The organism is Pluralibacter gergoviae ATCC 33028 = NBRC 105706 (assembly GCF_001598855.1).
Taxonomy (GTDB): Bacteria; Pseudomonadota; Gammaproteobacteria; order Enterobacterales; family Enterobacteriaceae; genus Pluralibacter; species Pluralibacter gergoviae.
The window spans coordinates 1-22,566 of sequence record NZ_BCZS01000044.1 but is presented as its reverse complement, the minus strand read 5'-3'; the positions used below and the strand labels follow the sequence as shown (position 1 = coordinate 22,566).

Here is a 22,566-nt window from a genome sequence, read left to right as displayed (position 1 = left end):
CTCAACTGCTCTGTAATGCGCAGCAGGTGCCGGAGAGGCATCTGCTGCAGGTAGTCAACGCTGAAGCGCTGGGAGAGATTGACGATGAGGTTACTGAGCGCCGTCGCCATCGGCATCATCTCGCCCCCGGTCAGCCGTCTCCGTCAGCAGGCCATCGACGTCGCCCGCACGCGCCGTCAGCATTTCCAGGTCTTCCGGGTGGAAGGCGTACAGCTGCTTAAGGGAGAGCGGGCCGGGAAGCTCACCGACCTGCAGAATTTGGCGTCGCAACAGCTCAACGCCCATCAGCACTTCGGAGCAGTAGGCTACCGCCTTACCGTTGTCACTGATGACCACGCGCTCCGCTGCCAGCTGCGCGTCAATTACATCCTTTGATGTCAGCTCCCGGAAAGTCACCACCCGGTGGCACATCTCGTCATCGGTGCCCTTGCCGGTGATGTAGCCGTGCTTAAGCGTCATTGTCATCTGTGCCATGACTTACACCTTCACCAGTTTCTTGCCGATGAAGTTGGCGCTGATGGTGCCTGCGTCTTCATCCAGGGTGGCCGGGTTGTCGGTCGCCGAGCCGGTCATCATGTAGGTCAGGCCGTTATCGCCTTCAAACATCACCGTCACTTCCTCCCAGTTGCTGATTTCGATGACGTCCATGTCCTGCGCGGCGGCGATGGTCATCTGGATCGAGGGACCGGCCATCTTGCGCGAGTTGCCCCACACCTTGCCGCCCCCCATGTGCTGCGTGCGGGCGTAGCCGCCGGGGTTGAGGGTGGATTTCCCCTCGGTCTTTATCTCGCGCCCGTTGATGCGGATGGACGCCATACCCAGAATGCTCATGCGGTGCTCCTTAAAGTTTGAACTGGATGAGACCGGCCAGAATGCGCAGCTGGTTTACCAGGTTCGGATGGCAGATGAAGTTCAGGCGGTTCTTGTCGCTGCCGTCGAGATAGACCTCCAGCGTGTCCTTGTAGTCGTCGAAGTCCTCAACCAGGCCCGCGGGGATCAGCTCCGTCAGCGCGATGTCGAGCAGCTCGGCGCGGGCAATCTTCGGCGTCATCACAGGCTGGCCGGGTTCCAGCAGCTCCAGCACGTCGTCTCCGGCGAGCTTGTGGCGCGGATAGCGGTTAGTGAAGCGGTTCTTGATGACGTAGCGGATGCGGCCGAGCGTCGCCGGGGACTGCACGTCGAGGTAGGACGTATCGGCGTCGCCGAACTGGTTCACGCGGTACATGGTGATCTCACGCTCAATGCAGACGTTGTCGCTCGCATCGGCGTAGTGGGTCGCGATGCCGTCGTGCAGCAGCAGGTTGCGCTCCTGCATGTCCCAGCGCACGGTTTTGCCGGGCGGCAGAATGCCAGGCAGGACCAGCGTCTGCAGCGGACGTGCCGGGTCGTTGGCCAGGTAGTATGCCGCGATGCCGCCATAGGATGCGGCCCACAGCCAGTGCGGCTGCGGCGCGATGTTGGTGCCGATGCAGGAGATAAGCCAGTCATTGCGCGCATCGCCAAAGGTGCCACTTTCGGCGTGAGTCCCGCGAAACGCGGTCCAGAGCTGCGCCTCGATCATCTTCAGCGGGCCCCAGCGGGTCAGCAGCTCGTCGCGGATGGTGTTCAGGCTCTGGGTATCGTTGAACGGGAACACGATATCGGTGTACCAGTCATCGCCCAGGGCGGCCACAACCGCCGCGATATCCGGCGTGCCGGTGCCGCCAGCGAAGGTGGTAAGGGCCACCTCAACGCCTGCGGGCGTCTGTTCGCCGGTGTAATAGTTCAGGCGGACGTCCATCGCGTTCGCGGTCGCACCCTTCCAGTTCGCCGTAAGGGTGACGTCTGCAGTAGATTCTGCCTTCAGCGCGGCGGTGACCTGGGTGTCCGGCAGCTTGTTGACGGCGGCAATGACTGACGCAGCGACAGCATCTGCCGTTGCTTCCGCGCTGACGCCGACCTGGACGGATACGCCGTTAACCAGCAGCGCCAGCGTACCGGCCGCCGCCGCCGGGCCGGTGATCGCCAGCTCAGCCTTCGCAGCGGCACCGGCGGTCAGGTCTTCCAGGCCCATCGCCCACAGCTCTGTATAGCTGTTGGCGTGGCGCAGGGTCTTCAGCATCCCGGCGAGCATAGAGCCCTTACCGTAGAGCTGGTCTGCAGTGCCGTCGCTGGTAATGCGATTTTGCGTCAGAACGGCGGCAGTGCCGGTCGCACTCTGCTGGCCGATGACGATGATTTTGCGCGACTGGGCCGGTGCCCCGGACAGCGCCTGTGAGTTATCAATGTCGATGTAGACCAGCGGGACGCGGATATCATCGGGGATGGTGCCGAGAGCCATATTACTTCTCCTTTACCAGGCGGGCCGGGCGGGATTCCGCCGGGGTGTTTTCTGTAGCTGGCTGAATGGTGGTGATAACAACATCACCCTCTGTCTGGCGGCGCAGCCAGAAAGCCGTCACCTCCAGCGGCTCACCGGCTGGTGACAGATGCAGGCCGTCGGGCTTGCGGACATTCAGGCCCTCGCGGGCGGGTTTAATGTGCTTTTTCATCAGTCGGGTTCTCTTACGTTAATCGTGCCGTCAATTGAGGTGGCGCCATCATTGACCTGCAGCGTGGCCCCCAGGCGGAGGAACTCAGGGAGCGTGGACAGGTCAATCTCATCGTCCAGTTTGAACTCCTGCTCCCACGTCACTGCCCACATCGTTAGCCCCAGATCGTTCAGGCCACCCGAGTAGATATTCTCTGCGCTGACGGAGCTGGCCATGCGCTCGGCCTTCATGCCCGCTGCAGAGCCGCGCATCACGATGCGCCGGACCAGCTTCCCGACCAGCACTTCACAGCGCGCGTCGCGCGGATAGCCCCAGGCGTCGGTGGCCATCACGTATGCCGCCCAGGTAACGTCTCCGGTGGTGCCGCCTGCATTCGCCCGGACGTTGCGCACGCGCAGCGCCGCCAGCCGGATGCAGCCGTCGCGGTCTGACAGATAGGTTTTGACCTCTGCCGGAGTGCTGAACTGGCCTATGTGCCGCTCAATGACGCTGACCCGGTCGGGTGAGAGCTGTTTCTGCTCGCGCAGCAGTTCGGGCTTCAGCCATTCCACGATGTGCCCGGCGGCGGCGATGGTGGAGCCGGTGGTCAGCAGGGTTGGACGTTCGTTACTCACGGTAAAACCTCACTCCAGAAGTCACCGATGACGTGCATCAGCTCTTCGCTGTTGGCGGTGGACAGCCCGAGGAACTCGCGCTGCGGAATGTTCATCATGCGGTTATGCGCCCCTACGGACTGCCAGACGGGGTGCTTCAGCGCCCGGCCAAATGCCTGATGGATCAGGCGGCTGTGGGCACTGACCTGAACGCTGCCGCTGAATCCGTCCTGATGGACGCCGCTGTAGCTGAGCGGCGAACCGACGCGAACGTGGCCGCGCTCAACGACGTACTGAATGCTGTCAAGCAAATCGCCGTTGCCCTGCAGAAGTCCCTGATTGCCGTTGCGGGTCTTGCGATAGCCCGGCGACCATTCCTCCCAGCGCTCGCCTGCAGGCGAGGTTTTCTCATCCGTAATGCGGCGGCGGGTCTGCGACTCGACAACGGCACCGATACTCTCCAGCAGCTCATGCTGCAGCGAACTGTCGGAGAGCTTCTCGATGGCCATGCGCATCTGCGCCAGCTTCTCCGCGCCATAGACTTCAACCGAGATACCCATCAGAGAACGCCCTTGAGGTTGTTGCGGGTGAACAGGCGCTTGTTATCAGAGACGACAATCATCCTGCCGTTGTCGGTTTCCGGCGCGGGCTCATCAGTAGGCAGGCCGAGGTCGCGCGTGCCGTTCGCCATCTCCTTGAGGGTCTGGATGGCGGCTTCGTAGCGCTTCTGAATCAGGTCGGTGATCTGATTGTCGCGCTCCGACAGCCAGTAAATGGCAATAGATACGGCTACCCGGTGCAGCGGGCGCGGAACGGTGGTGATGTTCAGCGGCAGCTGATAGCGCTTCGACAGGAACGAGTTGATCTCCGCATCGGCATCGTCGATGGCCGCACCAATCTTCGTCTCGTCGAGCTGGTCAGTTGACTTGTCGATGGCCATATTCCAGACCAGCGAACCGTCCGCAGCCAGCAGCTCATCGCGGGTAACGTAGATGCCCATTTACTCAGCCTCCCGGTCCTTCTTTAGTACCGATACCCGCAGATTGGGATCGGACTTCAGACGTGCAGCAACAGACTTGCTGATGAAGCACTCCGCGACCACGTCGCCCTCCAGCGCATTTGCCGCGTTATCAGCATCGGGATCGTCACTGGCAAAAACGTGGACCGGCTCATGAGGCCACCAGCGACCGCAGCGCCAGAAGCCCTGAGTTGCGACTGCGCGCACCTCAAGCACTTCAACGTCATCCGTGCCCGGCATCAGCGGTTGTTCCGTGGTCACGCCAGCGGAGGACGAATCCAGCGCAGCGTCATTCCCCGGCACTGAGTCTGGCAGTTCAGCTCCCGGCAGGTCAGTCGCATTAACCTGTGCCACTTCCTGCGGTGAAACCGCGCCAGCGTTATCTTTAGCGCTTTGCTTACCCGTTGCTTTTTCTTTCGTTCCACTCACTGTTCCATCCTCTTTTAAGGTGGGTTACAGCAGGCTAACGCCCGCTGTAACGGCCAGGGGTTAACTTACGGTGCCGGAGCGGCAGGCGTGGTGATGAACGGAGAGTCCACAATCTCCACGTCTTTGTAGTAGATGTTGGAGTTGCCGCCATCGACCAGCATTGCGTCGATAACCCGCTTCGCCGGTGCCCGGTTGTTCGGCCCCACGACGAGCGTCGTCGGACGGATGCCCAGCGGGAGACCGCTGTCACGCTTCATGCCCTGCAGGACCTTCACGGCGGCCTCATAGTTGGCGGCATTCAACGGCGCACGTGAGGCGACGGCGGTCTGCCAGAATCCGAAACCGACGTTGCAGCGGCCGTCCACGCCAAACAGGAACTCGTTTTGCAGGAAGGTGTGCTCGCTGTTGAGGTCGTCCAGCGACTTGAAGTCGAACGCGCGGCGGTCCTGATACAGGATCGGTTTCAGCACCTGGCTTTCATCAATCAGAAACCACGGTTCACCGGCATCGGTGGTCACGTCGCCGACGATATTGCTGTAGGTGCCACCGGCCATCGGATGGTCGGTGTCGAAAAAGTTCTGGCCGTCGAAGCACAGCGTACTGAATCCGGCAACCAGCATCGGGAAGCTCAGGGTGTCCGGGAACTCAGAGACCTGCTTACCGTACGCCTGCGCAATCACGCTGTACTGACCAATCTGGTCGTCTTCGATACTTTCACGCTTGACACGAATGGAGCTTTCCCAGGTCTTGTTAGTGATGGTGTAGCCCTGCTCAGAGAGCCTGACCAGCTGGCGCTCGCCGACCCATTCCTTAATGCCGGGCAGCTCAGAGAGCCAGCCATAGGTATTGGACGCTGCGCTGCTGGGCACGACCGTTGCGATGCGCAGGTACTGCGGCGTAACGCCTGCCAGTCCCTTGGTGAATGCAGCGCTCAGCGAGGTAGAGAGCGCGTGCAGGATTTCTGCGGACGGTTGCGGCATTGTTATTGCTCCTGTTTCGGTTTAGCGGCGAGGTACTCGGCCTGGGTGAGGCCCATGCTGCGGCACATCGCCAGCTCGGTCGGAGTAAGTTCACCCTGGGTCTCAACCTCTTTCGGCTTGGTCGGGTCCGAGTTGACCAGCACCGGCGCGGTTTTCATGTAGTCGCTGAACTGCTTGCGGCCTTCTTCGCTGCGGCAGAGGGACAGGTACATTTCACGGTTGGCCGGGGCTACCTTCCCGCCGGTGATGGCCCCCTCGACCAGGTCCTTTGCGGCCTGTTCGTCAAGCGCCTTAAGCCGACCCTCTGCCGTTTCGGCACGGTTCAGCGCCAGCTGATGGGTTTCAACGGGAATAAACTTCGTCAGGTCGGGATGTTCGGCGCGGTTCAGCGCCACCTTTTCACTGCTTTTGATGGTCTGGATCGCGGCCACGGCGTCATCAACTGACGCGGCGGCAGCAAGACCCAGCGCCGTTGCAATCTGCAAAGGTACGGTCATGGTGCTCTCCGAGTTAAGGGCGGGTAAAAACAGGTTGGGTTTATTGGTCAGGCCGACGCTGGACAGGCGGGTCACCTGCGCATCGGCGGTATTGAAGAACGCGGGGCTGTAATAGCGGTACTTTTTACCGCGCACCAGCGCTTCGCCGTCGGGCGTCCACTCGATGTGGCCGTCAATGCTGCCGTTCTCATTCACGCGCAGGGCATCGACCCAGGCATAGGCCGGAGCCTCTTCGCCCTTCGGGCCGAGCAGTTCAGTGGAATGCTCCGCATCAAACGGCAGCTTGGGATAGCGAAAGGAGGCGTTAACGACGGCGGTTGGGTCAGCGTTGACCCAGGAGCGCCCGTCGCGCCCGGTAAATGCGCCTGCCGGGATCATCGGCAACCACTCCGGCAGCGGTGTGCTGGCATCAGAGATGTCGGGCAGCTCAAAGCAGAGGGCCAGAAGTTCGGGCTGGGTGGTTTTCATGGTGCTGTCCGTCGTCAAAAGTAACTGACGGACAGTGTCGGCGAAGCTGATGATAAAACCGGATTTACCGGTTTCCATCTGTTTGATGAGGGATGCTGCTCAAACGAAGCGGGGAACCACGTTTAAACCACGTTTAAAAACGCCGTGGCGCGTTTAACAAATTTTCAGAGCATCATCGTACCACAAAAGCCGTTGAAGTCTCAGAGCGCCGCTGAGGCGCTTTACCACCTCGTTTACTTACCACTGTCGAACGCCTTCTGCTTAGCCGCCAGCTGCCGCTGCAGTTCGGCCTCCCGACCCATTCCCGGATTATAGTCCCAGCCAGGGTCAATACCCTCCGGCACCATCTCTTCTTCGCCGGTGCGCCGGTTGAGCCACTTCACCCGTTTAACCGCCGGGGCCTCGGTTCGCACCGGCACGGTCTGGCGCACGACGTGCCCTGTCGGCTGGCCGCTGGCGTCAAGCTGCTGCACGTTACGCGTGACGCCATTCTTCAGCAGCTGCTCGTACTCATACTTGCTGACCTGACGTACGCCGCACTTACAGCCCCAGCCGTTGGGGCCGATGTGCGTCAGCCAGAACGGATCGTCAACGGGCAGGCAGAGGTCTGCCCACTTCAGGTGCTCGGCGCGGTGCTCGCGGGACGGACCCAGCGTATAGAGCAGATAGGGCATCGCACGCCTGGTTCGCTGGATGCGGTCCCACTGCCCGGCACTGCGGGCGGTGCGCATGTTGGTATCGTAGAGGGTGCGCAGGCGTCGGTCGCTGCCGAGCTGTACCGGCTTTGTTTCACCCGTCAGCGGGTCATCCATCAGCTGCTGCCCCCACCAGCCGCGCTTCACCAGCAGGGGCTTCAGTATCTCCCGGAACTCGGCGAACGACTGGCCGCTGGCCATCGCCTCTTCAACGAGCGTTTTCACGTCAGAGAGCAGGTCGAGCTGCGTCATTTTCGCCACCGTAAACCCGGCACTGTGCTCCTGGCGCCAGACGTCGCGGTAGTCAAAACCCGGCGTCAGCTTTTTTGACTTCAGCCAGGCCAGCGCCTCCTTCGGGATAATCTCTGGTGCCTTAGCCATCGTTAGCATCCCCCAGTGCCCGCGCCTTAAAGCTCAGCTGCGCCAGCTGCTCGACGAACGCCGACGGCTCCAGCGTCTTCTGCAGGTCCGGCAGGCGCGAAAGAAACTCATCGAAGCTCCCGACGCTTTGCGCCAGCTGCAGTACCGGGCTGGTGAATGCCTGCCCGGTCTGCTCCCAGTCGCTGAGCGCCTCGCTGACCATCGCGTCAATTTCGTCACCCTGGGCGCGGTTGAGCGCCAGCTGCTCGCGGTTGAGCGCCGGGGCCGGGCTGAAGGCTGTAAAGCTGTTTGCCGGTGCAAGGACGTTCGCGTCTTTCTCCGGCTCGGCCAGGCCGAACTTGTCCCGGACCTCGGATTCCTGCACGCGCAGACCGCGGTCGATAAGCGGAATAAGGGCATCAACAAACGCCTTCAGGTCTTCCGGTTCGCTGATAGGTAGCCTGACCAGCGGGTAGCGCTCCTGCGGGCCATAGTTGAACTGGATAAACGGCCTGACCAGAAACTCATTGAGCGTGTTCTCCAGCTGGCGGGCATCCCATTTTGCGATATCCATGCGCACCCGGTCGTGAACGTCCGCCTGCGCGCGGGAGCTGCCGTCATCGGTTGTCATGGTCTGGCCCAGCACGGCTTTACTGGTCTGCGCATCGCACCACTCGGCCATCTCCTTAAACAGCGCGCCGCCGTTGTTGCGGCTGGCGGTCTCCTGCATCTCCAGCTGCATACTCTGCGGAATGGCGCAGCCCGCATCGGAGGCGATAGACGCGATGGCGTCTATCAGCGTCTGGATCTGTTCCTGGCTGGCGTTCGCGCCGTACTTGCCGATGACAATCGGAATGCCAAATTTTTCAGCGAAGGCCCACCAGTCCCGGACGGTGAATGACTTCAGCATGTACATCACGGCAACCAGCCGCGCTAGACCGTTGCGCAGCGGCAGACCGGACTTGAGGCGCGGGTAGTGCAGCACGTACTTGCCTGGCGACAGCGGGATGCCGTTGACCGGCTGGTCATCGGTCAGCAGACGAAACTCGCGCAGCGTGTCGCTGTCGGGCTTCAGGAATCTTGGGTCAACCCACTCATAATCGTAGGGCATCCAGCCGTCGCGGGTGCTCCAGAGAATTTCACAGACGCCCACGCCCTTGCCCAGCCCATCCAGCAGGTCAAACAGCAGCTCGGGGATTTGCGGCTGCTCCATCAGGTTACGGACGGCATCGGCCAGCATGACGTCGCGCTCGTCGTCGCTTGCAGCTTCCACGCTCGGCGTGATGCTGGCCACGGTCAGTTTACGGGTACGCAGCACGCTGGCGTAGTGCAGGTCGCGCTCTTCCATCTCCTCGGCCAGGATGAAGTAGTCGCGCGCGTTGCCTTCGGTCACGTTACGCAGAACCCCGGCCAGGCGGGCCGGGGAGAGCGTGCTTGCCACGCTGATGCCGGGGGACGGTTGCCTGACGCTGGCGCGCCTTGCCCGCGCCTCCGGCTGCGTCATTGCAGCCTCGTTGACGGTGATGGCCTCGTCGGTAGCCGGATTCAGCAGGCTGCGGATTGCGCCGGTGAGTTTTTTTAGCATCAGAGTAGTCCCCGCTGATTTTTCAGGCCACGGGTGATGCGCAGCTGGCGGTGGCCGTCGCTCTGGCGCTGCTGCTGTTTACTGTTGAGGCGGTGCAGCTCGTAGCGCTGGCAGTCCTCCTTGCTGGCCAGAAATGCCAGGAAAATCGCATAGGCGCTGTCGCCGTGTCGCTTGTGGCCATCGCTGCCGGTTGTCTCCCGGTCATCAATACCCGGCACCCCGCGCAGGATCACAATCTGCCCTAGGTCGGCGATCACGTCTTCGTGCTTCGGCAGCACCAGCTCGTCATCCTCAAATGCCGCCTTAAAGCGCGGCATGTTCTCGCGGTAGTGCCCGACGGATGGCATTACCACCTCGACCTCAGCGCCGTATTTTTCCGCCGCCTGTTCGGCCAGGTAGTTACCGTTCCCCCGGCCATCGAGCTTGATACCGTCCCGTCGCGGGAGCCGGTCGCAGATAAAGAACAGCGCCTGCTCCTGCTGCGTATAGGGAACGTTCGCCAGCTCCACCAGGAACGGCACCGTGCGGGTGGTATCGTCGTTTACGGTCATCGGTGCAAAGACGGTCAGATGGCCCGACCGCGCGAAGTCCTCGCCGAGGCAGTGGCGCAGGTTCGGCGGAAGCCGGTTCAGCTCGGGGAGGACCGTCTGCTCAAGCCACTCCTGCATATCCAGCGCCCGCATCCCCTCTGGCATGGCGTTATAGTCAGCCGTGCCGGTGAAGCGCAGAACGGGGCCGCCGCCGCGCGCCGCGCGCTCGCGAATCGAGCGAGCCAGATAGGTGCCGCCGCCGTTCTTCGGCTCGCAATAGTATTCCTCGCGGGCATCTTCTACGGTGGCGGTATCGCTGAGCAGGTTAGCCAGCCACTCGGCCTCGGCCGCCGGTGACCACTCTTTCCGGGTCACCTGGCAGATGCGACGATAGAGGCCCTCGCTGATAGCCAGCTCGATATCAATACGGTGAACGGAGTAGCGTTTTTTACCCGCGCGGCTGTCGGTAATGATGGTGTTGAACAGGTTCTCGATGCCGTTATGGGTCGAGATCAAACGAACCTTCGAACCCCACATGGTCAGCGCCAGCGCCGCCTTGAGCACTGCGGCCAGGTCTTTCTGGAACGCGGACTCGTCGATAATAACGTTGCCCTGCATACCGCGCAGGTTGGACGGGTTGGACGACAGCGCCTTGATTTTGAAGCCGCTGGCGAACTGGATGACGTAGACCAGAATGTCTTTGTCTTCGTCCTGCAGGACCTCCTCGCCGATATCGGATGCCGCCCAGTCGTAGGCTTTGGCCCACATCGCGCAGGCGTCGATAAACTCGCGCGCCATGTCTTTTGTGGTGCCGACATAGAAGGTGTCGCAGCCACAGGCGCTGGCGGACATTGAGCCGTTCAGGGCGGCATCCGCCGCCTCTGCCCAGGTCAGCCCGGTGCGGCGGGATTTCTCGGCGATTTTGAGCTGGGATGTGTCGGCTATCCAGCGGCGCTGATACGGCAGCAGAACCTGGTCTGCATCGAACTCCCCAGACAGGATCGCCGTCGCCGACTGGTTACGCAGCTGCTCCTGCGCTGACAGGCTCCCGGTCATCATGCAATCCCCAGAATCTGGCGACGGATATCAGCGGCGGTTTCCGCAGACAGCCCGGCCTGTTTTGTAATTTTCTCCGCCTGCGCGGCGGCTTCTTCAGCGAACGCCTGGCGGATTTCTTTCTCACGCTTGTGGCTGGCCATAGCAGCGGCTTCGAGACGCTGGGCGACCAGGGCAAGCTGGCCGAGCGCCTTCGGTTCAACGGTCTTCTCGCTTTCGGCCATCGACATCGAGGTCTCAAAGGCGAGGGTTTTGACAAACTCCAGCAGCAGCTTTCCGACGTCGGACGTTGGGGCAGAGCCGAGCTTAGCAGCCCAGATTTCGGCCATCTCTCGCGAGGCACGGATTTTGGCGCCGAACTCCTCCATACGGCTTGCATAACGGTTCAGCCCGGTGCGGCTGAGCTTCATCTCCTCAGGGAGGTTATGACCGTCGATTAGCTCGTTGATGGCCTCGCGGATCTCCTCCTGGGTATGGCGCTTCTCGCGCAGCATCTGATGGAGCTGGTCGCGAACGCCATCAGGCAGCAGGTCGATTTTGGACGGACGACCTCGGGTGGGGCGTTGTTCAGCTGTCACGCGCGCTCCTTTTCCATTCTGGCGGCAAAGTCTTTGCGGGTCGCTGCAATATCTTTCTGCAGCAGACGCCATGCGCGCCGGATTTCCGGCTCGGCACTCAGGAATGTATTGAGGTAGCTGTCAGGGGCATTGCGGTCATATGGCTTACCGGTTTTCTCTTCGAGAAACTTCGCAATCACCTGCGTTTCCAGTTCAGCGCAGACGAATGCGGCAGCAAGGTGCCTGATAGTGCTACGTGCGACGGGCGCTAATGGTCTTTGTTTTTCCATCGTCAGCCCCTCGCGCGGGGCTTTTTCACCCCCGGAACCGTAGCAAGACCGCTGGCGACGTCATCGCCACGCCCGGTGATACTGGCCACATAGCAGCCGGAGACGTCCGCCAGCGTCACTAGGCCTTGCTCTTTCAGCCAGGCCAGATGCGTGCGCACGGTGTCCCGTGAGACCCGGTGCCCATAGGTCTGCAGACAGGTCTGCAGAATGGACTCGTTCGCACTGTCGCCGCATTCGATGAGAGATCGCAGAATGACCAGGCGCTGGTCCTGGTCGAGAATGTCACGCATAGTCACCTCATTTTTCCTTTAGTTCGTTTTCAAGAAGTAAATCGCTGATACGTGATACCTGGCGGATTGAGGGTGCCAGTTCGCGGAGCTCGCCACGCAAATCGCGCATCTCCAGCTGTAGCTGATGCAGGTCTTTTTGGTTAGGTAGCCCGGCGATAGTGCTTTCCATTCCCTGCAGGCGCGTGCGCAGCAGTTCCAGCTCCTCGCGCTTAACGTAGGTTTTGGCCAGCAGCAGTTGAATGACGTTCACCCCGGACATAAACAGCGCCCAGATGATGGCCCAGTTACCCTTAATGACCTCCCAGTCCATGCTTCCTCCTGTGCTCTCTGATGGCCTGGCAGGTAACGCAGGTCACTGCATCAGGAAGCGCCTGAAGCCGGGCTGCAGGAATTGGCTGTTCACAGTCGTTACAAAATCCGTAACTTTCCGGCAGCTCTTTAACGCGCCTTAAATGCTGGTTTAAGAGCCGCTCCCGCTCTTCCATTTCAAGGTCGCTGGCGCGATCAAATGCTTTAGTCATTTACCCACCATGACCTTGTGTTTGCTGGATTTGCTGTAGCGGGCGAAGCCGTCCAGCGTCCTGAACCCCAGATACCCCAGCGCGGGCGTGGCCAGCATCAGGGCAATATCCCAGTCCGGCTCCGGCATCGTGAAGGGATGCCCGAACGCCCCGGCGGCGGCTCCGATTTGCTGCCCCAGCGACATCAGCATCACGTAGGCGATGCTGCTGTAAAGAGAAAGACGGGCCATCAGTGGCCGGGTCTGGCGGACATATTCATCCGTGGCGTTGTCGCCGTTGCGGATGGTCTCCTGCTGCTCATGCTGCGCTGACTGCTGGTCTGCCAGCTGCGCCTTATCCCGTTCAAGCTGAAACTGCTGCAGCTGAACCTTCAGGCTCTCCAGCTGCACGAGCTGTTCCGGCGGAAGCTGGGCGAGCTTCTGCTCAAGAACGCGCTGCTGGTCAGCGGGGTTGATGGCGCTGTTGACGGTTTCGACGATGCTGGCGACGGAGTCTGCAGCCGTCGCCGTGTCCTTACCAAAGAGGCCACCGATGGTGCGGACCAGAGACGGGCCCGCTTTCAGCAGGGCTGATGCGATGGTGGACAACGTTATCGGGTCCATTTAAGCGGCTCCCTGTGAGAAACCCAGAGATAAACCAGCGCGCCGGAAAGCACGCCAGCGGGTCCGAGAAAGATGGCGGGCAGCGTGTTAGCGAATATCGGCGCAACTGCCAGCAGCAGCGCGCCGATTGCCCACATCACCCATGACACCAACCCTGACCATCTCCATGTCGTGGGGCCGGGCTGTAACAGGCGATACGGCAGATTCCCCAGGCCGACGCTGATACCGACCAGTAACGTACCGGAGAACGCCAGCCACCAGACCGCAAACGCATGTCGGCCAGAGAACCAACACAGCAAAAGCGACACCGTAACTAGGATGATAATCGTCCATCCTGAGCGGAGGACCTGAAGCAGTGCCAGCTGCCACCCGGCAGTAAAAGCGTTAATCATTATGTTTTTCCTTATATCGCTGGCACTGCCAGACGATGTCTCTGATATCGACGGAGTCCCATCCCCGGCGGTAATAGCTGGCGTGGGTGCCGTCGTGGCCTGTGTAGTCAAGAGGAACCGGCGGCGGGCCACCGGCAACGCGGTGAAGCACTTCCTGCCGGAGCCGGTCGCGCCGCCCCGCACGCATACTGCCGTCCCAGCCGTTGCCCATATCGTCAGCTCCGGGTTACGGAAACCTGGCCGCCGATAACCTCCTGACAGGCATTCGCCAGCTCATCGAGGCGGTTATACCAGCCGTTGAGGTATTTACCCTGGGCCGGGTTGGCTTTGATAATGTCGGCGTAGTAGCGGGCCCGGCGCAGGAAGCAGCGGGTCAGAAGCCATTCAGGATCGGTACTGGTGACAGCTGTGATGGTTTTCGGGCCGACGATGCCATCAGCAGTGACGCTGACCGCATCCTGAAGCAACTGAATCGCCTTTTTAACGCCGTACTGAACAGCAGAATCGAAAACAAAAAGGGAGATGCCATCCGGCCAGCGAGGGCAATAAGAGGGATACCAGTAGTCGCGGTAATAAATTTGCCCGGCCTGCTCTTCGGTCAGGTCTTTAATTCGGGTATCGGGCTTGCCGTCGCCATTGACGTCGGTCCTGCCGTCGGCCAGGCCATCCCGCTTATCGGAAATACCGTATTTGGTTTCACCACCATTATCGGTAGGATCGTTAACATAGCCGCCCTCTTTAGAGAGAACAAAATCCAGGGCGTGCTGAAAGGCGGGGGACAAAAGCTGCGTGGTCATTGGCACCTCAAGGAAAGTGATAACACTTTCCTCAATTTATGCCGGGCGAAAAAAAAGCCGGATTTACCGGCTTCATTGATTAAAATGGATGGTTACTTAGGCTTCATAGTACATGCATAAGAGTACAGATTTGAGCCAATGGTTCCCATTTGGATTTCAAATCTAAATCCGTTTATTATTTCTGTATCATGCTGCGTATTATTAATTGGCTCAGCGCTTAAAGCGTACTTAAATGCGCGCTCAACACGTTCAAAGTCTTGCTTATCATCACGAGAAAGGACACTTTTAACCAGCTTATAGCATGATGAAAGTGCCGCTACCCCTGAAAATGATGGGTCCTGAATAGCTGCAATTGAAACGACTCCAGCTTGTTTAACGCCAAGCAGCCATGAGCTTTTTATAATATTATCCTCAGTACGTGCTGAGTAGACTTGAACTCCATCGACAACATTCCCTTTTTTCCACTCATCCCGTTTCAAAACACCTTGCATTTCAAACTGAGAGATTAAAACTTCATTAGATGGAAGCTCTTTCGCCTCAGACTTGAAGAAAAATGATGCGACCCAAATCACAAAAGCAATAAAACATATATTCCCGATGAGTTTCATAGGCTATTCCTTGTCAAATAAATCAGGTTGATACTTGCGCTGTTCCAGTCGCCGCATCCGTTTGATAGCTTTATACACCGTTTTGTAGGTCACCTGGTAGCGCTCAACCAGCTGCGGAATGTTGTTCCCCTGAAAATCACGCCAGATGCGCATATCTCTGACCAGCTGTTCCAGTACCTGGCCGCGCGGGAAGTAAACCTGCATCCCGCCGATTTTACTGCTGATTGCCGCTACCAGCTCAATCGAATGACGCGGGTCATACCCAAGCCTCTCCAGCTCCTTACGCAGCAGGGCGTTGAGTTCTGCCAGCAGAGAGGGAAAGCGGGAGCTTTCCATCTCATCGTCAATGTGGTCAAGGATGCTGTCGTCCTGAACATCACCAAAGAGATCGTCGTTTATTTCCACGTTTTCGCCGCCTCTGAAAAAGCCCAGCAGATGGTATCGTAATCGCGATACTCGTCACCGGAGCGTGGGTTTACAGGCAGGCGCAGTTTGTGCGCCTGCAGGGCCTTTTTCATCTCACGGATGTGCCACTGCTTCAGGCTCTCCAGCAGGTTATCTTCTGCCTCATCCCGCAACCATTCAAGGGTTGCCACCCCGGCACCGCCGTTGAGTAAGCGGGTCTGTCGTTGCACGTACCGGTCCAGCGCTGCGTCACTGCCGTCCCTGATAAAGCCGTCGCTGAGCATTGCCCGCCAGACCGCCCGCACCTTCTTGCTAACCGCTGAGGGAGACGACATCCGGCGCCTGGCGCTGGAGCGCGGCTTGCTTTTGAAACCCTTTGCCTCCAGCGCTTTGATAACGCTCTGCAGCTCGACGATAGTCATGTCCCGACAGCTCGATTTACCCGTAACGACTGCCCCCAGCAGCGTGCGATAGGTGTCGTCGTCAAGCGACAGCTGGTTTCTGGCGATATGAATCAGCTGGATAGCATCAGTTCGCGTCATACTTTAGCCTCCTTCTGGCAACGCTCGGTGTACTGCTGCTCGCGCATCATGCGCTGCGCGGCCTGCATCAGCAGGCTCACGGCCATTCTTGCGCGCGCTGCCGCAAAGCGGTTGCTGGTCTTCGGATCGAGATAGAGCGTTTCCGCCAGGCTGAGCTGCTCTCCCGCTTCTTCAAGCAGTCCCTGAACGGATGGCCAGAAGGGATTCACCGGCTGCACATCAACGCCGACAGTCTGTGCGAGTCGGGTCATTTTGCGGCTGACTTCGTGGTCAATCATCTGACCCATGCCGTTATGGCGAAGCTGGGCAATCATAATTTCGACATCAGCAGCTTCCTCAGCCAGCGTGCTGCTGTCCGTTTTATGATTGATAAAGCGCGCGCAGGCAGCAGACAGCTCGCTTGACTCTTCAGCCAGAACCAGCACCTGAGAATCAAATCCCCACTTAGTTAATGCCGCGTCGAAAATAGCGGTGTTTTTGGCGTTCATAATAAGTCCTTATTGAATTTCGGCGTGAGCGAACCCACGGCGCTACGCCGGAATTAAAATTTAAATTAACTAACGAATAATCAGAGCTTGGCTAAATCCAGCGATATCTGCTGATATCCGCCATCTGCCTGACGCTCATACAGACGCAGATATTGGCTGGTGCCCGTCACCTGAATGGCATCAGCCACGGCATCCATTGCCTCATTCCATTTAATATCGTCAATGTTCAGCTGCCGCAGCCCGAGCACCTGGTTAATATCAATTTTCCCCTGCTTGTTGACCCGGAAGGCATGATCGACGAGCGCCATGATTTTTTCATCAGCACCGCCTGACCATTCGCTGATGCAGGTGTCAATCAGCGTCTTCGCAGCCTGAATGCGCTCATCAAAAACGCGATGCTCACCGACTGCGCGAACCAGTTTGTAACGGCCATCAAAGCTGACCAGAGTAACGTTGCCCTTGGTGCCGCCGTACTCCACGCCATACTCGGCGGCAGAGACGTCGATAAAGTCGGCCACCTCTGACATCGCCTGCAGCTTAAACTCGGCCATAGCCTGACGTTGCTTTTTAGCGGCTTCAATAATGCGTAGGACGACATCATCCCGCAGCTTATCTAACGGCTTAACCTGCGACTCTGGCACATAATGCCCCTGGGCATTAATACGGTATCCTGCCGGTATGGTATTTGCTGTAGTCATGCGACCCTCACTGAATTAACAACTTCTGAATAAACGATGCCCGAAACGGTGCGACGGCTTAATTCCATCTTCTCGGCAATAACGGGGATCGTCAGCCCTTCTTTATAAAGCTCACGGCATAGCCAGGCGTCATGCGCGTCTGCCGACTGCACCAGCATTGATATTCCCCACCGATGCGCCTGCGCGCAAACTGACTGACGCGAGCGGTTAAGCCTGTCCGCAATTTCCTGAGTGCTCAGCTTACCTGCATGGTCACGGACGAACTGACGTTCAGCTTTCGTCCACTGACGGCGCGTGGGAGCACCTTGCGCGCCTGAAGGAATTACCAGCAGTGACACCCCCCAACGGGTCGCCTTGACGCGAACTGCACGGCATGAGCGGTTGAGCCTGGCGGCAATCTGCTGAGCGGTCAGCTTACCGGCGTTGTCGTGGACGAACTGACGATCTGCTGTAGTCCAGAAACGGGGCTTATTCATCATCCTCTCCTTTTTTCCAGATATTCTTTAGTGACAAGGTCAGTAAAACGAATTAATGCAGAGCAGGCCTCATGCTGGTTATCAGCCTCGGGTACTCCAGGAACCAGTAATTGTTCATTCGTCCGCGAATGCCTGGCCCAAATATCAATTAACTCCCGGACGCGTCTTTCATCACCGGTAACAATAGGCAATGCACCCTCGGGATAATTACGACCAAACTCAATCAGCCCCGACGCCCAGGCATAGGCCGTGATTTTTGCCGTCATAGCTACCTCCATATCACGTGGCAACCGGCGATGGTGGCCATCCAGACAGAGCGCGTGCCGGTCGGGCAGCGTTCAATCAGGTGGCTGGCGCGATTTACCAGCTCTGATGGCGGGCAGGTAATCTCAAGGCACGGACGGCGCATCCACACACGCATGTCGGTAACGCGGCTACCGCGCGCCAGCAGCCAGGCCTGCGCGGCGTTGGCCATTCCCAGATGGTCGGCAATACGTTCGGTAATCATGATGAGCGCTCCTTAGTGAGGTCATAGAAGCTCTTACCTCCACAGCGAGGACAAACAGAAGTAAAGACCTTGATTCCCCGGTAAGACTTATCCCTGACGCTTACGCGCTCACCTTCATCATGGATATTACGGCAGCGCGTACATTTCACAGGTTTCATGCTTTCCATAATCAACTATCCCCTCAGTAACGTTGAGACATCTACATCGAGATCCAGATCGCGCAGCGCCTTGCGGATATAGCCCTCGCTGACCTCATGACCTGCGCCGTGGGCAGTCATTGCCGCCAGGCGCAGGGAATGGCTGAGGATGCGCAGCGCACCGGGTTTCTGCGCAATCTGCTGCAGCAAATCTCGCTCTTTTTCTCCGGTTATATGCCAGGCATCGGCAATCGCGGTTACGTCCGCTTTTTTGGTCTTATTGATAGCCACCCGCTTCGCGATACGGGAGAACAGGCGGGCGAACTCGACGGTGCGGTTTCCGCCGGTCATGTTGCTGTAGACGCGGTGATTGCCCATCAACACCAGCCCGACGCGCGTGGCCTCCTGCAGCAGGCGCAGTTCCTCCAGCGTTTCTGCCCCGAGGTGGTCAGCCTCGTCGATAATGACCAGCCCCTGCGTACCATCCAGGCGACGGCGCAGCGCGCGGGCCAGCGGTCCCTTGCGGCGCGGTGCATCGTTCATCCCCAGCTCATAGGCCAGTTCAGTCAGGCACTCAAGCACGCTGGCGCAGGACGGAGTTACCGTTATCATCCAGACGTTATCGTTGTTGCGGCGGTATTCGCGCGCCGCTTCTGACTTACCGACGCCGGGGTTACCACATACCACGCCGATACATTCGGTCAGATGCGCGTAGCGAAACGCCGTCCAGATCTGCTTAACCGTGGGCGTCTCAATAAAGCGGGGAGGCTCCGGCAGTTCGGCGGCGGACTGCTGCTTATTGACCCAGCGAGTAAGCGCCTTTTCCACCCGGTCGTTATCACCGGCATATTTATTATTCATGAAGCTGGAGACCACGCCGGTTGAGAGACCGGTTTCGCGGGAAACCTGGGCAAAAGTCCAGCGGCCACCGTCAACGAGGTTGCGCAGAACCTCGCGAATATCAGAAATATTCACATCAGACATAATTCACTCCGTTTTTTTGAATTACATTAAATCGCGCTTAAATAGCGTTTTTACGTTTATTTGATTCCAGAATATCCAGCGAGTTATTCAGATATTCATCCTCGCTGTATTCAGCCTCCTCCAGCTCAGCCAGGGCCATCGGCGTAGCTCCGCGCTGCGGGCGATAGACATTCCCGCGCAGCAACTCCTGCTCTGCCGGGGCTGGCAGCGTCTGGACGTTCTCTGCCTCCGCCAGGCGGACCTTCTCCTCACCGCGTGCACGCATCCCCTTGATGCGCTGCTGGCGCTGGTGATACTCGGCCGTGACCGGGAATGCCTGCTGTTTATTACCGTCCCAGATAGCCTCACAAATAAAGGAACCATCCATGCGACGAATAACAACTTTGTTTGCATCGTGTATATCGTAATTAACGAGCACTTTATTACCGTGCTCGTTGTTCAGCTCGGCTGAGTAATACAGGTTATTGAACAGACGCACCTCGCAGCGGTTAACGGTACGCTCTATCTGCGGCATGAACATTTCGCGCAGCTCCAGCTCCGACAGCCACTCGATTTCGGTCTTCTCGGTTTCCAGCTTATAGCGGCGGAACTGTGCGGGAGTGAAGTGCTCGCCGTCGCTGCGCAGCGGCAGAGACTCGTGCGGGCGGTTGTTGTACCACTCCACCCCGGCCTCAATGTGCTGAATCAGCGATTCCCAGGACGGCAGATCGCGCAGAGTCGCCTGCTGCTTTGCCGTCAGCTCTTTGCCTTTATTCGCGGCGTTAGTTGCCGATGCCAGGCTTTTCGTCATCTTACCAACGGTGCTGCGGTCTGCGCCGGTGCCGTAGTAGGTGGCAAACTGGCGCGATATGCGCATGGCCAGAGAGCGGTTAAGGCGTTCGATGATGCCACGCCCCTGCGGATTCTCCGGAATACCCAGCCGGTGATCGATACCGAGGCGGGGAAGGATACCGGTTAACTCAGCATCAAAGGTATTGTTGGTCTCACCGCCGCCGTTATCCGAGTAGTACAGAAAAGGCTTGCCGTGGTTTTTAATACCGTGGCGCAGGGCGTCAGCGACCGCAATTACGCTTTCAGACAGCGCCAGGCTCCAGCCGACGATATAACGGCAGCTGCCGTCCAGAATAAATGTCACCTCCGGCGAGAACGGGTTGCCGTGGTCGGGGTGAGCCACCTTCATCTTCATGCCGTGGCCGTCACCAATCCAGACGTAATTAACCGGCAGGGACTCCCAGTCACGGCGGACAAAGCCCTCATACTGGCGGAACTCGCTGCCGGTGATTCGGCCTTTTTGCTTCACAACAACAGGCAGCTTGTTCATGGCGTAGCACACCTGGTCGTAAGAGGGGATCGCTGCGGCCATCATGGCGTCACCCTGGTAACGCTCAGCCCAGCCCGCAGCAAAATCGTCGTAGGCCTCCTGAATACCGCGCCCGTCCGGACGGCGGTAAAAACTCAGGAACTCTGGCAGCCATTTGATTTCTTCTGGTTTGACCACCTGCCGCTTGCCTGGGGCCAGCAGCAGAAGCCGCTCAGCGGCAGAGCGCGTCTTATTAAAATCAGCCACCCAGCGCTTAAGCGATATTTCACTCAGCGAACGCGATGCGCCTTTCTTTGCATTCGCCATCGAGACGGCATCCGCCAGGCGTTGGGGTAATTCACCGGCCTGCGCCTGACGCACAATTTCGCGGATAGCCTTCGCACGGCTATACCCAGGCAGTTCGCCGAGGCGCAGAACTTCGACGACAAGCGCCATACGCGCATCAGCAGTCTGACGCTGCGCCGCCGTGAGGCAGTTCAGCTTCTGCTCCATGAGAGCCGGGCATTTGCGATAGACCTCTATTTTGGCTTCTTCGCTGCCTTTAGCTCGTGGTGATGATGGTTCGACTAACTCACCGGAGGGCGTGGCCATCAGCTCTCTAATCTGACGGGCGCGCAGCGCGTGCTGAGCGACCTCAGGTAAGCAGTCGATGTGATATTCAAAGGCCTTACTACCAGCGCGTTTTCTTATGAGGCTCTCATTGCCTTCAGCAAACTTGTTCAGCTTGTTTCTAATATTGTGCTCGCGGCCAGGAAGACCGGGTAACGAGATACACTCACGTGCAGTTAACCAGAGAGACATTCCCTTCCTCCGTCACTCACCCAGTTTATGATTAGAAACGTAGCGGCTTGGCCAAATGATGTCTGGCTCAACTCCGATTTTTTGTGCGATCACTTCCTGGTAACGAACACACTTACGGTAGAAGGCATTTCTGACAGCTCCAGTCTTAAGTCCAAGCTCCTTCTCGATATCCTGGAGATCCACGCCTTTTTTATCCAAAGCCGCGATAATTGCCTTGCTGGACCAGTCTTGCCCAGGCTCTATGAACACTCGCGTCAGGTCTTGCTTCATCAGCTGCATCGTGTGATCCTACCCGTTTTATCTAATTCGATAATCAAAACCGATTATCGTATTAAACAACTCTACTCGAACAATAATCCGAAAACAAGTTTTTTGTGCGGTTTATTGTGCGAGGAAGCCTAAACCAAAACTTCTTGATATAAAGGATTTATTTTCAATGGGTTATGTCAAAAAAACCGAAGCAGATGCAAAAGAACGAGATCGGATTATTGTGGAGGGTGGAATAACCCGCTTTGGTGAGCGCTTGAGAAGCGCAATGAAGGGAATGAGCAATAGTGAGTTATCACGCCGGAGTGGTATGTCAGAGACATCTATTAGAAAGTATCTGAAGGGGGATATGTATCCAGGCATAGACAGCGCAGTTGTAGTTGCTGCTGCGTGTAATGTGTCTCCTGTATGGCTGATCTGTGGGCTCGAACAAAAGGGCGAGTTCGAAGCTGATTCACCAGCACTGACGAACCACGATCCACTCTTAGAAGTTATACTTACTCGACTGCCCCCTGAGCAAAGTAAGGCCTTGGTAGACGCAATAATTCTTCATGGGGTAACTGGTATTTTACTTGCATTGCAAGGTAACTCGAATTTGGCGGACTTCATGCAACTCACAGAAAGTGAAAGAGATCGGGTTCTGCGCCTTTATCAACAGATTAAAGAGGGGGACGCTGAGACTTGTGATGTAGTACAGACGACCGCCTCATCAGGCGATTCTAAGAAGGCCGGATAAGGATGTCTGGCGCTGAGTATCTTTAGAATCCTCCATCAGGATACTTGCTTTATGCTAAATCTCCATTTGAGTGCTGAATCTGGAAAACCTATTTTATAACATGTAGTTATAGTCAGTTTTGATGTCTGAGCTGCATAAATTTAAAAGAACATCGTTGTTCTTTTCTGGTTGTGCAAAAGAAACATCATATGCAATGACTAAGATTTTTTGAATGCTGCCATGACAGGGCTTTGAACGCCGTTTAAACTCCCAATGCCGATGAACACGAAGTATCAATAGTTTTCCAAATTCTGACGATTCTCAAAGTTTGGTATCAAATGCTGTTTTTGGTCGAACCCAGTATTCCCGCGTGTTTCCGGCTATTCCCTCTTATTCCCGGTAGTATCAAATGATTCCCTTCATAA

Annotated in this window: 34 protein-coding genes; 1 reads left to right on the top strand and 33 read right to left on the bottom strand. The window is 57.9% G+C overall.

Annotated features, from left to right (window positions below; all coding sequences use genetic code 11):
- Window positions 1–90: 90 nt before the first annotated feature.
- The 33 genes from ENGE1_RS24165 to ENGE1_RS24010 form a co-directional block, all read right to left on the bottom strand.
- On the bottom strand, window positions 91–474 hold the full coding sequence (locus ENGE1_RS24165; RefSeq protein ID WP_064360837.1) for a phage tail assembly protein: 384 nt from the start codon (window positions 472–474) through the stop codon (window positions 91–93).
- 3 nt (window positions 475–477) lie between these two features.
- Window positions 478–831: a phage tail tube protein gene (locus ENGE1_RS24160; RefSeq protein ID WP_002442949.1), complete on the bottom strand. Its 354-nt coding sequence runs from the start codon at window positions 829–831 to the stop codon at window positions 478–480.
- 10 nt (window positions 832–841) lie between these two features.
- On the bottom strand, window positions 842–2,320 hold the full coding sequence (locus ENGE1_RS24155; protein ID WP_064360836.1) for a phage tail sheath subtilisin-like domain-containing protein: 1,479 nt from the start codon (window positions 2,318–2,320) through the stop codon (window positions 842–844).
- A gap of 1 nt (window position 2,321) precedes the next feature.
- A complete protein-coding gene (locus tag ENGE1_RS24150) occupies window positions 2,322–2,531 on the bottom strand; it encodes a DUF2635 domain-containing protein (RefSeq protein WP_064360835.1) in 210 nt (69 codons plus the stop codon).
- A complete protein-coding gene (locus tag ENGE1_RS24145; RefSeq protein WP_064360834.1) occupies window positions 2,531–3,145 on the bottom strand; it encodes a hypothetical protein in 615 nt (204 codons plus the stop codon). The genes ENGE1_RS24150 and ENGE1_RS24145 overlap by 1 nt, the downstream gene beginning before the upstream one ends.
- On the bottom strand, window positions 3,142–3,684 hold the full coding sequence (locus tag ENGE1_RS24140; protein ID WP_064360833.1) for a phage virion morphogenesis protein: 543 nt from the start codon (window positions 3,682–3,684) through the stop codon (window positions 3,142–3,144). The genes ENGE1_RS24145 and ENGE1_RS24140 overlap by 4 nt, the downstream gene beginning before the upstream one ends.
- A complete protein-coding gene (locus ENGE1_RS24135) occupies window positions 3,684–4,124 on the bottom strand; it encodes a gp436 family protein (RefSeq protein ID WP_002442940.1) in 441 nt (146 codons plus the stop codon). The genes ENGE1_RS24140 and ENGE1_RS24135 overlap by 1 nt, the downstream gene beginning before the upstream one ends.
- Entirely contained in the window at window positions 4,125–4,571 is a 447-nt protein-coding gene (locus ENGE1_RS24130) for a hypothetical protein (protein WP_064360832.1), read from the bottom strand.
- Window positions 4,572–4,636: 65 nt separating this feature from the next.
- Window positions 4,637–5,551, bottom strand: a complete 915-nt coding sequence (locus ENGE1_RS24125; RefSeq protein WP_064360831.1) for a Mu-like prophage major head subunit gpT family protein — start codon at window positions 5,549–5,551, stop codon at window positions 4,637–4,639.
- A 2-nt stretch (window positions 5,552–5,553) separates the two neighbouring features.
- Entirely contained in the window at window positions 5,554–6,516 is a 963-nt protein-coding gene (locus ENGE1_RS24120; protein ID WP_174543325.1) for a phage protease, read from the bottom strand.
- A gap of 233 nt (window positions 6,517–6,749) precedes the next feature.
- Entirely contained in the window at window positions 6,750–7,592 is an 843-nt protein-coding gene (locus ENGE1_RS24115) for a phage head morphogenesis protein (RefSeq protein ID WP_064360829.1), read from the bottom strand.
- On the bottom strand, window positions 7,585–9,156 hold the full coding sequence (locus tag ENGE1_RS24110; protein ID WP_064360828.1) for a DUF935 domain-containing protein: 1,572 nt from the start codon (window positions 9,154–9,156) through the stop codon (window positions 7,585–7,587). The genes ENGE1_RS24115 and ENGE1_RS24110 overlap by 8 nt, the downstream gene beginning before the upstream one ends.
- On the bottom strand, window positions 9,156–10,745 hold the full coding sequence (locus ENGE1_RS24105; protein ID WP_064360827.1) for a terminase large subunit domain-containing protein: 1,590 nt from the start codon (window positions 10,743–10,745) through the stop codon (window positions 9,156–9,158). Before ENGE1_RS24105 ends, ENGE1_RS24110 begins: the two co-directional genes overlap by 1 nt.
- Window positions 10,742–11,320, bottom strand: a complete 579-nt coding sequence (locus ENGE1_RS24100; RefSeq protein ID WP_064360826.1) for a DUF3486 family protein — start codon at window positions 11,318–11,320, stop codon at window positions 10,742–10,744. The genes ENGE1_RS24105 and ENGE1_RS24100 overlap by 4 nt, the downstream gene beginning before the upstream one ends.
- Complete coding sequence (locus ENGE1_RS24095; RefSeq protein ID WP_064360825.1) at window positions 11,317–11,589, bottom strand: hypothetical protein; 273 nt, start codon at window positions 11,587–11,589, stop codon at window positions 11,317–11,319. The genes ENGE1_RS24100 and ENGE1_RS24095 overlap by 4 nt, the downstream gene beginning before the upstream one ends.
- A 2-nt stretch (window positions 11,590–11,591) precedes the next feature.
- The gene (locus ENGE1_RS24090) at window positions 11,592–11,879 is read right to left on the bottom strand and encodes a VpaChn25_0724 family phage protein (RefSeq protein WP_064360849.1); all 288 of its coding nucleotides are present in this window, start codon (window positions 11,877–11,879) and stop codon (window positions 11,592–11,594) included.
- 7 nt (window positions 11,880–11,886) lie between these two features.
- Entirely contained in the window at window positions 11,887–12,189 is a 303-nt protein-coding gene (locus ENGE1_RS24085) for a DUF2730 domain-containing protein (RefSeq protein ID WP_064360824.1), read from the bottom strand.
- On the bottom strand, window positions 12,170–12,400 hold the full coding sequence (locus ENGE1_RS27495) for a TraR/DksA family transcriptional regulator (protein WP_073971345.1): 231 nt from the start codon (window positions 12,398–12,400) through the stop codon (window positions 12,170–12,172). Before ENGE1_RS27495 ends, ENGE1_RS24085 begins: the two co-directional genes overlap by 20 nt.
- On the bottom strand, window positions 12,397–13,002 hold the full coding sequence (locus tag ENGE1_RS24080; protein ID WP_064360823.1) for a hypothetical protein: 606 nt from the start codon (window positions 13,000–13,002) through the stop codon (window positions 12,397–12,399). The genes ENGE1_RS27495 and ENGE1_RS24080 overlap by 4 nt, the downstream gene beginning before the upstream one ends.
- Window positions 12,990–13,394, bottom strand: coding sequence for a hypothetical protein (locus tag ENGE1_RS24075; protein ID WP_064360822.1), 405 nt, complete (start codon window positions 13,392–13,394; stop codon window positions 12,990–12,992). Before ENGE1_RS24075 ends, ENGE1_RS24080 begins: the two co-directional genes overlap by 13 nt.
- A complete protein-coding gene (locus ENGE1_RS24070) occupies window positions 13,387–13,605 on the bottom strand; it encodes a hypothetical protein (protein ID WP_064360821.1) in 219 nt (72 codons plus the stop codon). The genes ENGE1_RS24075 and ENGE1_RS24070 overlap by 8 nt, the downstream gene beginning before the upstream one ends.
- Before the next feature lie 4 nt (window positions 13,606–13,609).
- The gene (locus tag ENGE1_RS24065) at window positions 13,610–14,191 is read right to left on the bottom strand and encodes a glycoside hydrolase family 108 protein (protein WP_064360820.1); all 582 of its coding nucleotides are present in this window, start codon (window positions 14,189–14,191) and stop codon (window positions 13,610–13,612) included.
- A gap of 92 nt (window positions 14,192–14,283) precedes the next feature.
- Window positions 14,284–14,799, bottom strand: a complete 516-nt coding sequence (locus ENGE1_RS24060; RefSeq protein WP_064360819.1) for a hypothetical protein — start codon at window positions 14,797–14,799, stop codon at window positions 14,284–14,286.
- Window positions 14,800–14,802: 3 nt separating this feature from the next.
- Window positions 14,803–15,204 (bottom strand): Mor transcription activator family protein, encoded by a 402-nt coding sequence (locus ENGE1_RS24055; protein WP_064360818.1) that lies wholly within the window; start codon window positions 15,202–15,204, stop codon window positions 14,803–14,805.
- Window positions 15,195–15,746: a gp16 family protein gene (locus tag ENGE1_RS24050; RefSeq protein ID WP_064360817.1), complete on the bottom strand. Its 552-nt coding sequence runs from the start codon at window positions 15,744–15,746 to the stop codon at window positions 15,195–15,197. The genes ENGE1_RS24055 and ENGE1_RS24050 overlap by 10 nt, the downstream gene beginning before the upstream one ends.
- Complete coding sequence (locus ENGE1_RS24045; RefSeq protein ID WP_064360816.1) at window positions 15,743–16,234, bottom strand: nucleoside triphosphate pyrophosphohydrolase family protein; 492 nt, start codon at window positions 16,232–16,234, stop codon at window positions 15,743–15,745. Before ENGE1_RS24045 ends, ENGE1_RS24050 begins: the two co-directional genes overlap by 4 nt.
- Window positions 16,235–16,314: 80 nt before the next feature.
- The gene (locus ENGE1_RS24040; protein WP_002442892.1) at window positions 16,315–16,932 is read right to left on the bottom strand and encodes a DUF3164 family protein; all 618 of its coding nucleotides are present in this window, start codon (window positions 16,930–16,932) and stop codon (window positions 16,315–16,317) included.
- On the bottom strand, window positions 16,929–17,408 hold the full coding sequence (locus ENGE1_RS24035; RefSeq protein ID WP_002442891.1) for a hypothetical protein: 480 nt from the start codon (window positions 17,406–17,408) through the stop codon (window positions 16,929–16,931). Before ENGE1_RS24035 ends, ENGE1_RS24040 begins: the two co-directional genes overlap by 4 nt.
- Window positions 17,408–17,674: a hypothetical protein gene (locus tag ENGE1_RS24030; protein ID WP_064360815.1), complete on the bottom strand. Its 267-nt coding sequence runs from the start codon at window positions 17,672–17,674 to the stop codon at window positions 17,408–17,410. Before ENGE1_RS24030 ends, ENGE1_RS24035 begins: the two co-directional genes overlap by 1 nt.
- A gap of 2 nt (window positions 17,675–17,676) precedes the next feature.
- Window positions 17,677–17,916, bottom strand: coding sequence for a hypothetical protein (locus ENGE1_RS24025; protein ID WP_002442887.1), 240 nt, complete (start codon window positions 17,914–17,916; stop codon window positions 17,677–17,679).
- A gap of 173 nt (window positions 17,917–18,089) precedes the next feature.
- Window positions 18,090–19,037: an AAA family ATPase gene (locus ENGE1_RS24020; protein ID WP_002442885.1), complete on the bottom strand. Its 948-nt coding sequence runs from the start codon at window positions 19,035–19,037 to the stop codon at window positions 18,090–18,092.
- Window positions 19,038–19,074: 37 nt separating this feature from the next.
- Entirely contained in the window at window positions 19,075–21,159 is a 2,085-nt protein-coding gene (locus ENGE1_RS24015) for a Mu transposase C-terminal domain-containing protein (RefSeq protein WP_064360814.1), read from the bottom strand.
- 12 nt (window positions 21,160–21,171) lie between these two features.
- On the bottom strand, window positions 21,172–21,438 hold the full coding sequence (locus ENGE1_RS24010; protein WP_064360813.1) for a helix-turn-helix domain-containing protein: 267 nt from the start codon (window positions 21,436–21,438) through the stop codon (window positions 21,172–21,174).
- 157 nt (window positions 21,439–21,595) lie between these two features.
- On the opposite strand from ENGE1_RS24010, the gene ENGE1_RS24005 reads away from it, so the two are divergent.
- A complete protein-coding gene (locus ENGE1_RS24005) occupies window positions 21,596–22,162 on the top strand; it encodes a helix-turn-helix domain-containing protein (RefSeq protein ID WP_064360812.1) in 567 nt (188 codons plus the stop codon).
- Window positions 22,163–22,566 lie beyond the last annotated feature (404 nt).

Coding starts and splice junctions, on each gene's coding strand:
- ENGE1_RS24165 (WP_064360837.1), bottom strand. CDS start 474: ATGGCACAGATGACAATGACGCTTAAGCACGGCTACATCACCGGCAAG.
- ENGE1_RS24160 (WP_002442949.1), bottom strand. CDS start 831: ATGAGCATTCTGGGTATGGCGTCCATCCGCATCAACGGGCGCGAGATA.
- ENGE1_RS24155 (WP_064360836.1), bottom strand. CDS start 2,320: ATGGCTCTCGGCACCATCCCCGATGATATCCGCGTCCCGCTGGTCTAC.
- ENGE1_RS24150 (WP_064360835.1), bottom strand. CDS start 2,531: ATGAAAAAGCACATTAAACCCGCCCGCGAGGGCCTGAATGTCCGCAAG.
- ENGE1_RS24140 (WP_064360833.1), bottom strand. CDS start 3,684: ATGGGTATCTCGGTTGAAGTCTATGGCGCGGAGAAGCTGGCGCAGATG.
- ENGE1_RS24135 (WP_002442940.1), bottom strand. CDS start 4,124: ATGGGCATCTACGTTACCCGCGATGAGCTGCTGGCTGCGGACGGTTCG.
- ENGE1_RS24125 (WP_064360831.1), bottom strand. CDS start 5,551: ATGCCGCAACCGTCCGCAGAAATCCTGCACGCGCTCTCTACCTCGCTG.
- ENGE1_RS24120 (WP_174543325.1), bottom strand. CDS start 6,516: ATGAAAACCACCCAGCCCGAACTTCTGGCCCTCTGCTTTGAGCTGCCC.
- ENGE1_RS24115 (WP_064360829.1), bottom strand. CDS start 7,592: ATGGCTAAGGCACCAGAGATTATCCCGAAGGAGGCGCTGGCCTGGCTG.
- ENGE1_RS24110 (WP_064360828.1), bottom strand. CDS start 9,156: ATGCTAAAAAAACTCACCGGCGCAATCCGCAGCCTGCTGAATCCGGCT.
- ENGE1_RS24105 (WP_064360827.1), bottom strand. CDS start 10,745: ATGATGACCGGGAGCCTGTCAGCGCAGGAGCAGCTGCGTAACCAGTCG.
- ENGE1_RS24095 (WP_064360825.1), bottom strand. CDS start 11,589: ATGGAAAAACAAAGACCATTAGCGCCCGTCGCACGTAGCACTATCAGG.
- ENGE1_RS24090 (WP_064360849.1), bottom strand. CDS start 11,879: ATGCGTGACATTCTCGACCAGGACCAGCGCCTGGTCATTCTGCGATCT.
- ENGE1_RS24085 (WP_064360824.1), bottom strand. CDS start 12,189: ATGGACTGGGAGGTCATTAAGGGTAACTGGGCCATCATCTGGGCGCTG.
- ENGE1_RS27495 (WP_073971345.1), bottom strand. CDS start 12,400: ATGACTAAAGCATTTGATCGCGCCAGCGACCTTGAAATGGAAGAGCGG.
- ENGE1_RS24080 (WP_064360823.1), bottom strand. CDS start 13,002: ATGGACCCGATAACGTTGTCCACCATCGCATCAGCCCTGCTGAAAGCG.
- ENGE1_RS24075 (WP_064360822.1), bottom strand. CDS start 13,394: ATGATTAACGCTTTTACTGCCGGGTGGCAGCTGGCACTGCTTCAGGTC.
- ENGE1_RS24070 (WP_064360821.1), bottom strand. CDS start 13,605: ATGGGCAACGGCTGGGACGGCAGTATGCGTGCGGGGCGGCGCGACCGG.
- ENGE1_RS24065 (WP_064360820.1), bottom strand. CDS start 14,191: ATGACCACGCAGCTTTTGTCCCCCGCCTTTCAGCACGCCCTGGATTTT.
- ENGE1_RS24060 (WP_064360819.1), bottom strand. CDS start 14,799: ATGAAACTCATCGGGAATATATGTTTTATTGCTTTTGTGATTTGGGTC.
- ENGE1_RS24050 (WP_064360817.1), bottom strand. CDS start 15,746: ATGACGCGAACTGATGCTATCCAGCTGATTCATATCGCCAGAAACCAG.
- ENGE1_RS24045 (WP_064360816.1), bottom strand. CDS start 16,234: ATGAACGCCAAAAACACCGCTATTTTCGACGCGGCATTAACTAAGTGG.
- ENGE1_RS24040 (WP_002442892.1), bottom strand. CDS start 16,932: ATGACTACAGCAAATACCATACCGGCAGGATACCGTATTAATGCCCAG.
- ENGE1_RS24035 (WP_002442891.1), bottom strand. CDS start 17,408: ATGAATAAGCCCCGTTTCTGGACTACAGCAGATCGTCAGTTCGTCCAC.
- ENGE1_RS24030 (WP_064360815.1), bottom strand. CDS start 17,674: ATGACGGCAAAAATCACGGCCTATGCCTGGGCGTCGGGGCTGATTGAG.
- ENGE1_RS24025 (WP_002442887.1), bottom strand. CDS start 17,916: ATGATTACCGAACGTATTGCCGACCATCTGGGAATGGCCAACGCCGCG.
- ENGE1_RS24020 (WP_002442885.1), bottom strand. CDS start 19,037: ATGTCTGATGTGAATATTTCTGATATTCGCGAGGTTCTGCGCAACCTC.
- ENGE1_RS24015 (WP_064360814.1), bottom strand. CDS start 21,159: ATGTCTCTCTGGTTAACTGCACGTGAGTGTATCTCGTTACCCGGTCTT.
- ENGE1_RS24010 (WP_064360813.1), bottom strand. CDS start 21,438: ATGCAGCTGATGAAGCAAGACCTGACGCGAGTGTTCATAGAGCCTGGG.
- ENGE1_RS24005 (WP_064360812.1), top strand. CDS start 21,596: ATGGGTTATGTCAAAAAAACCGAAGCAGATGCAAAAGAACGAGATCGG.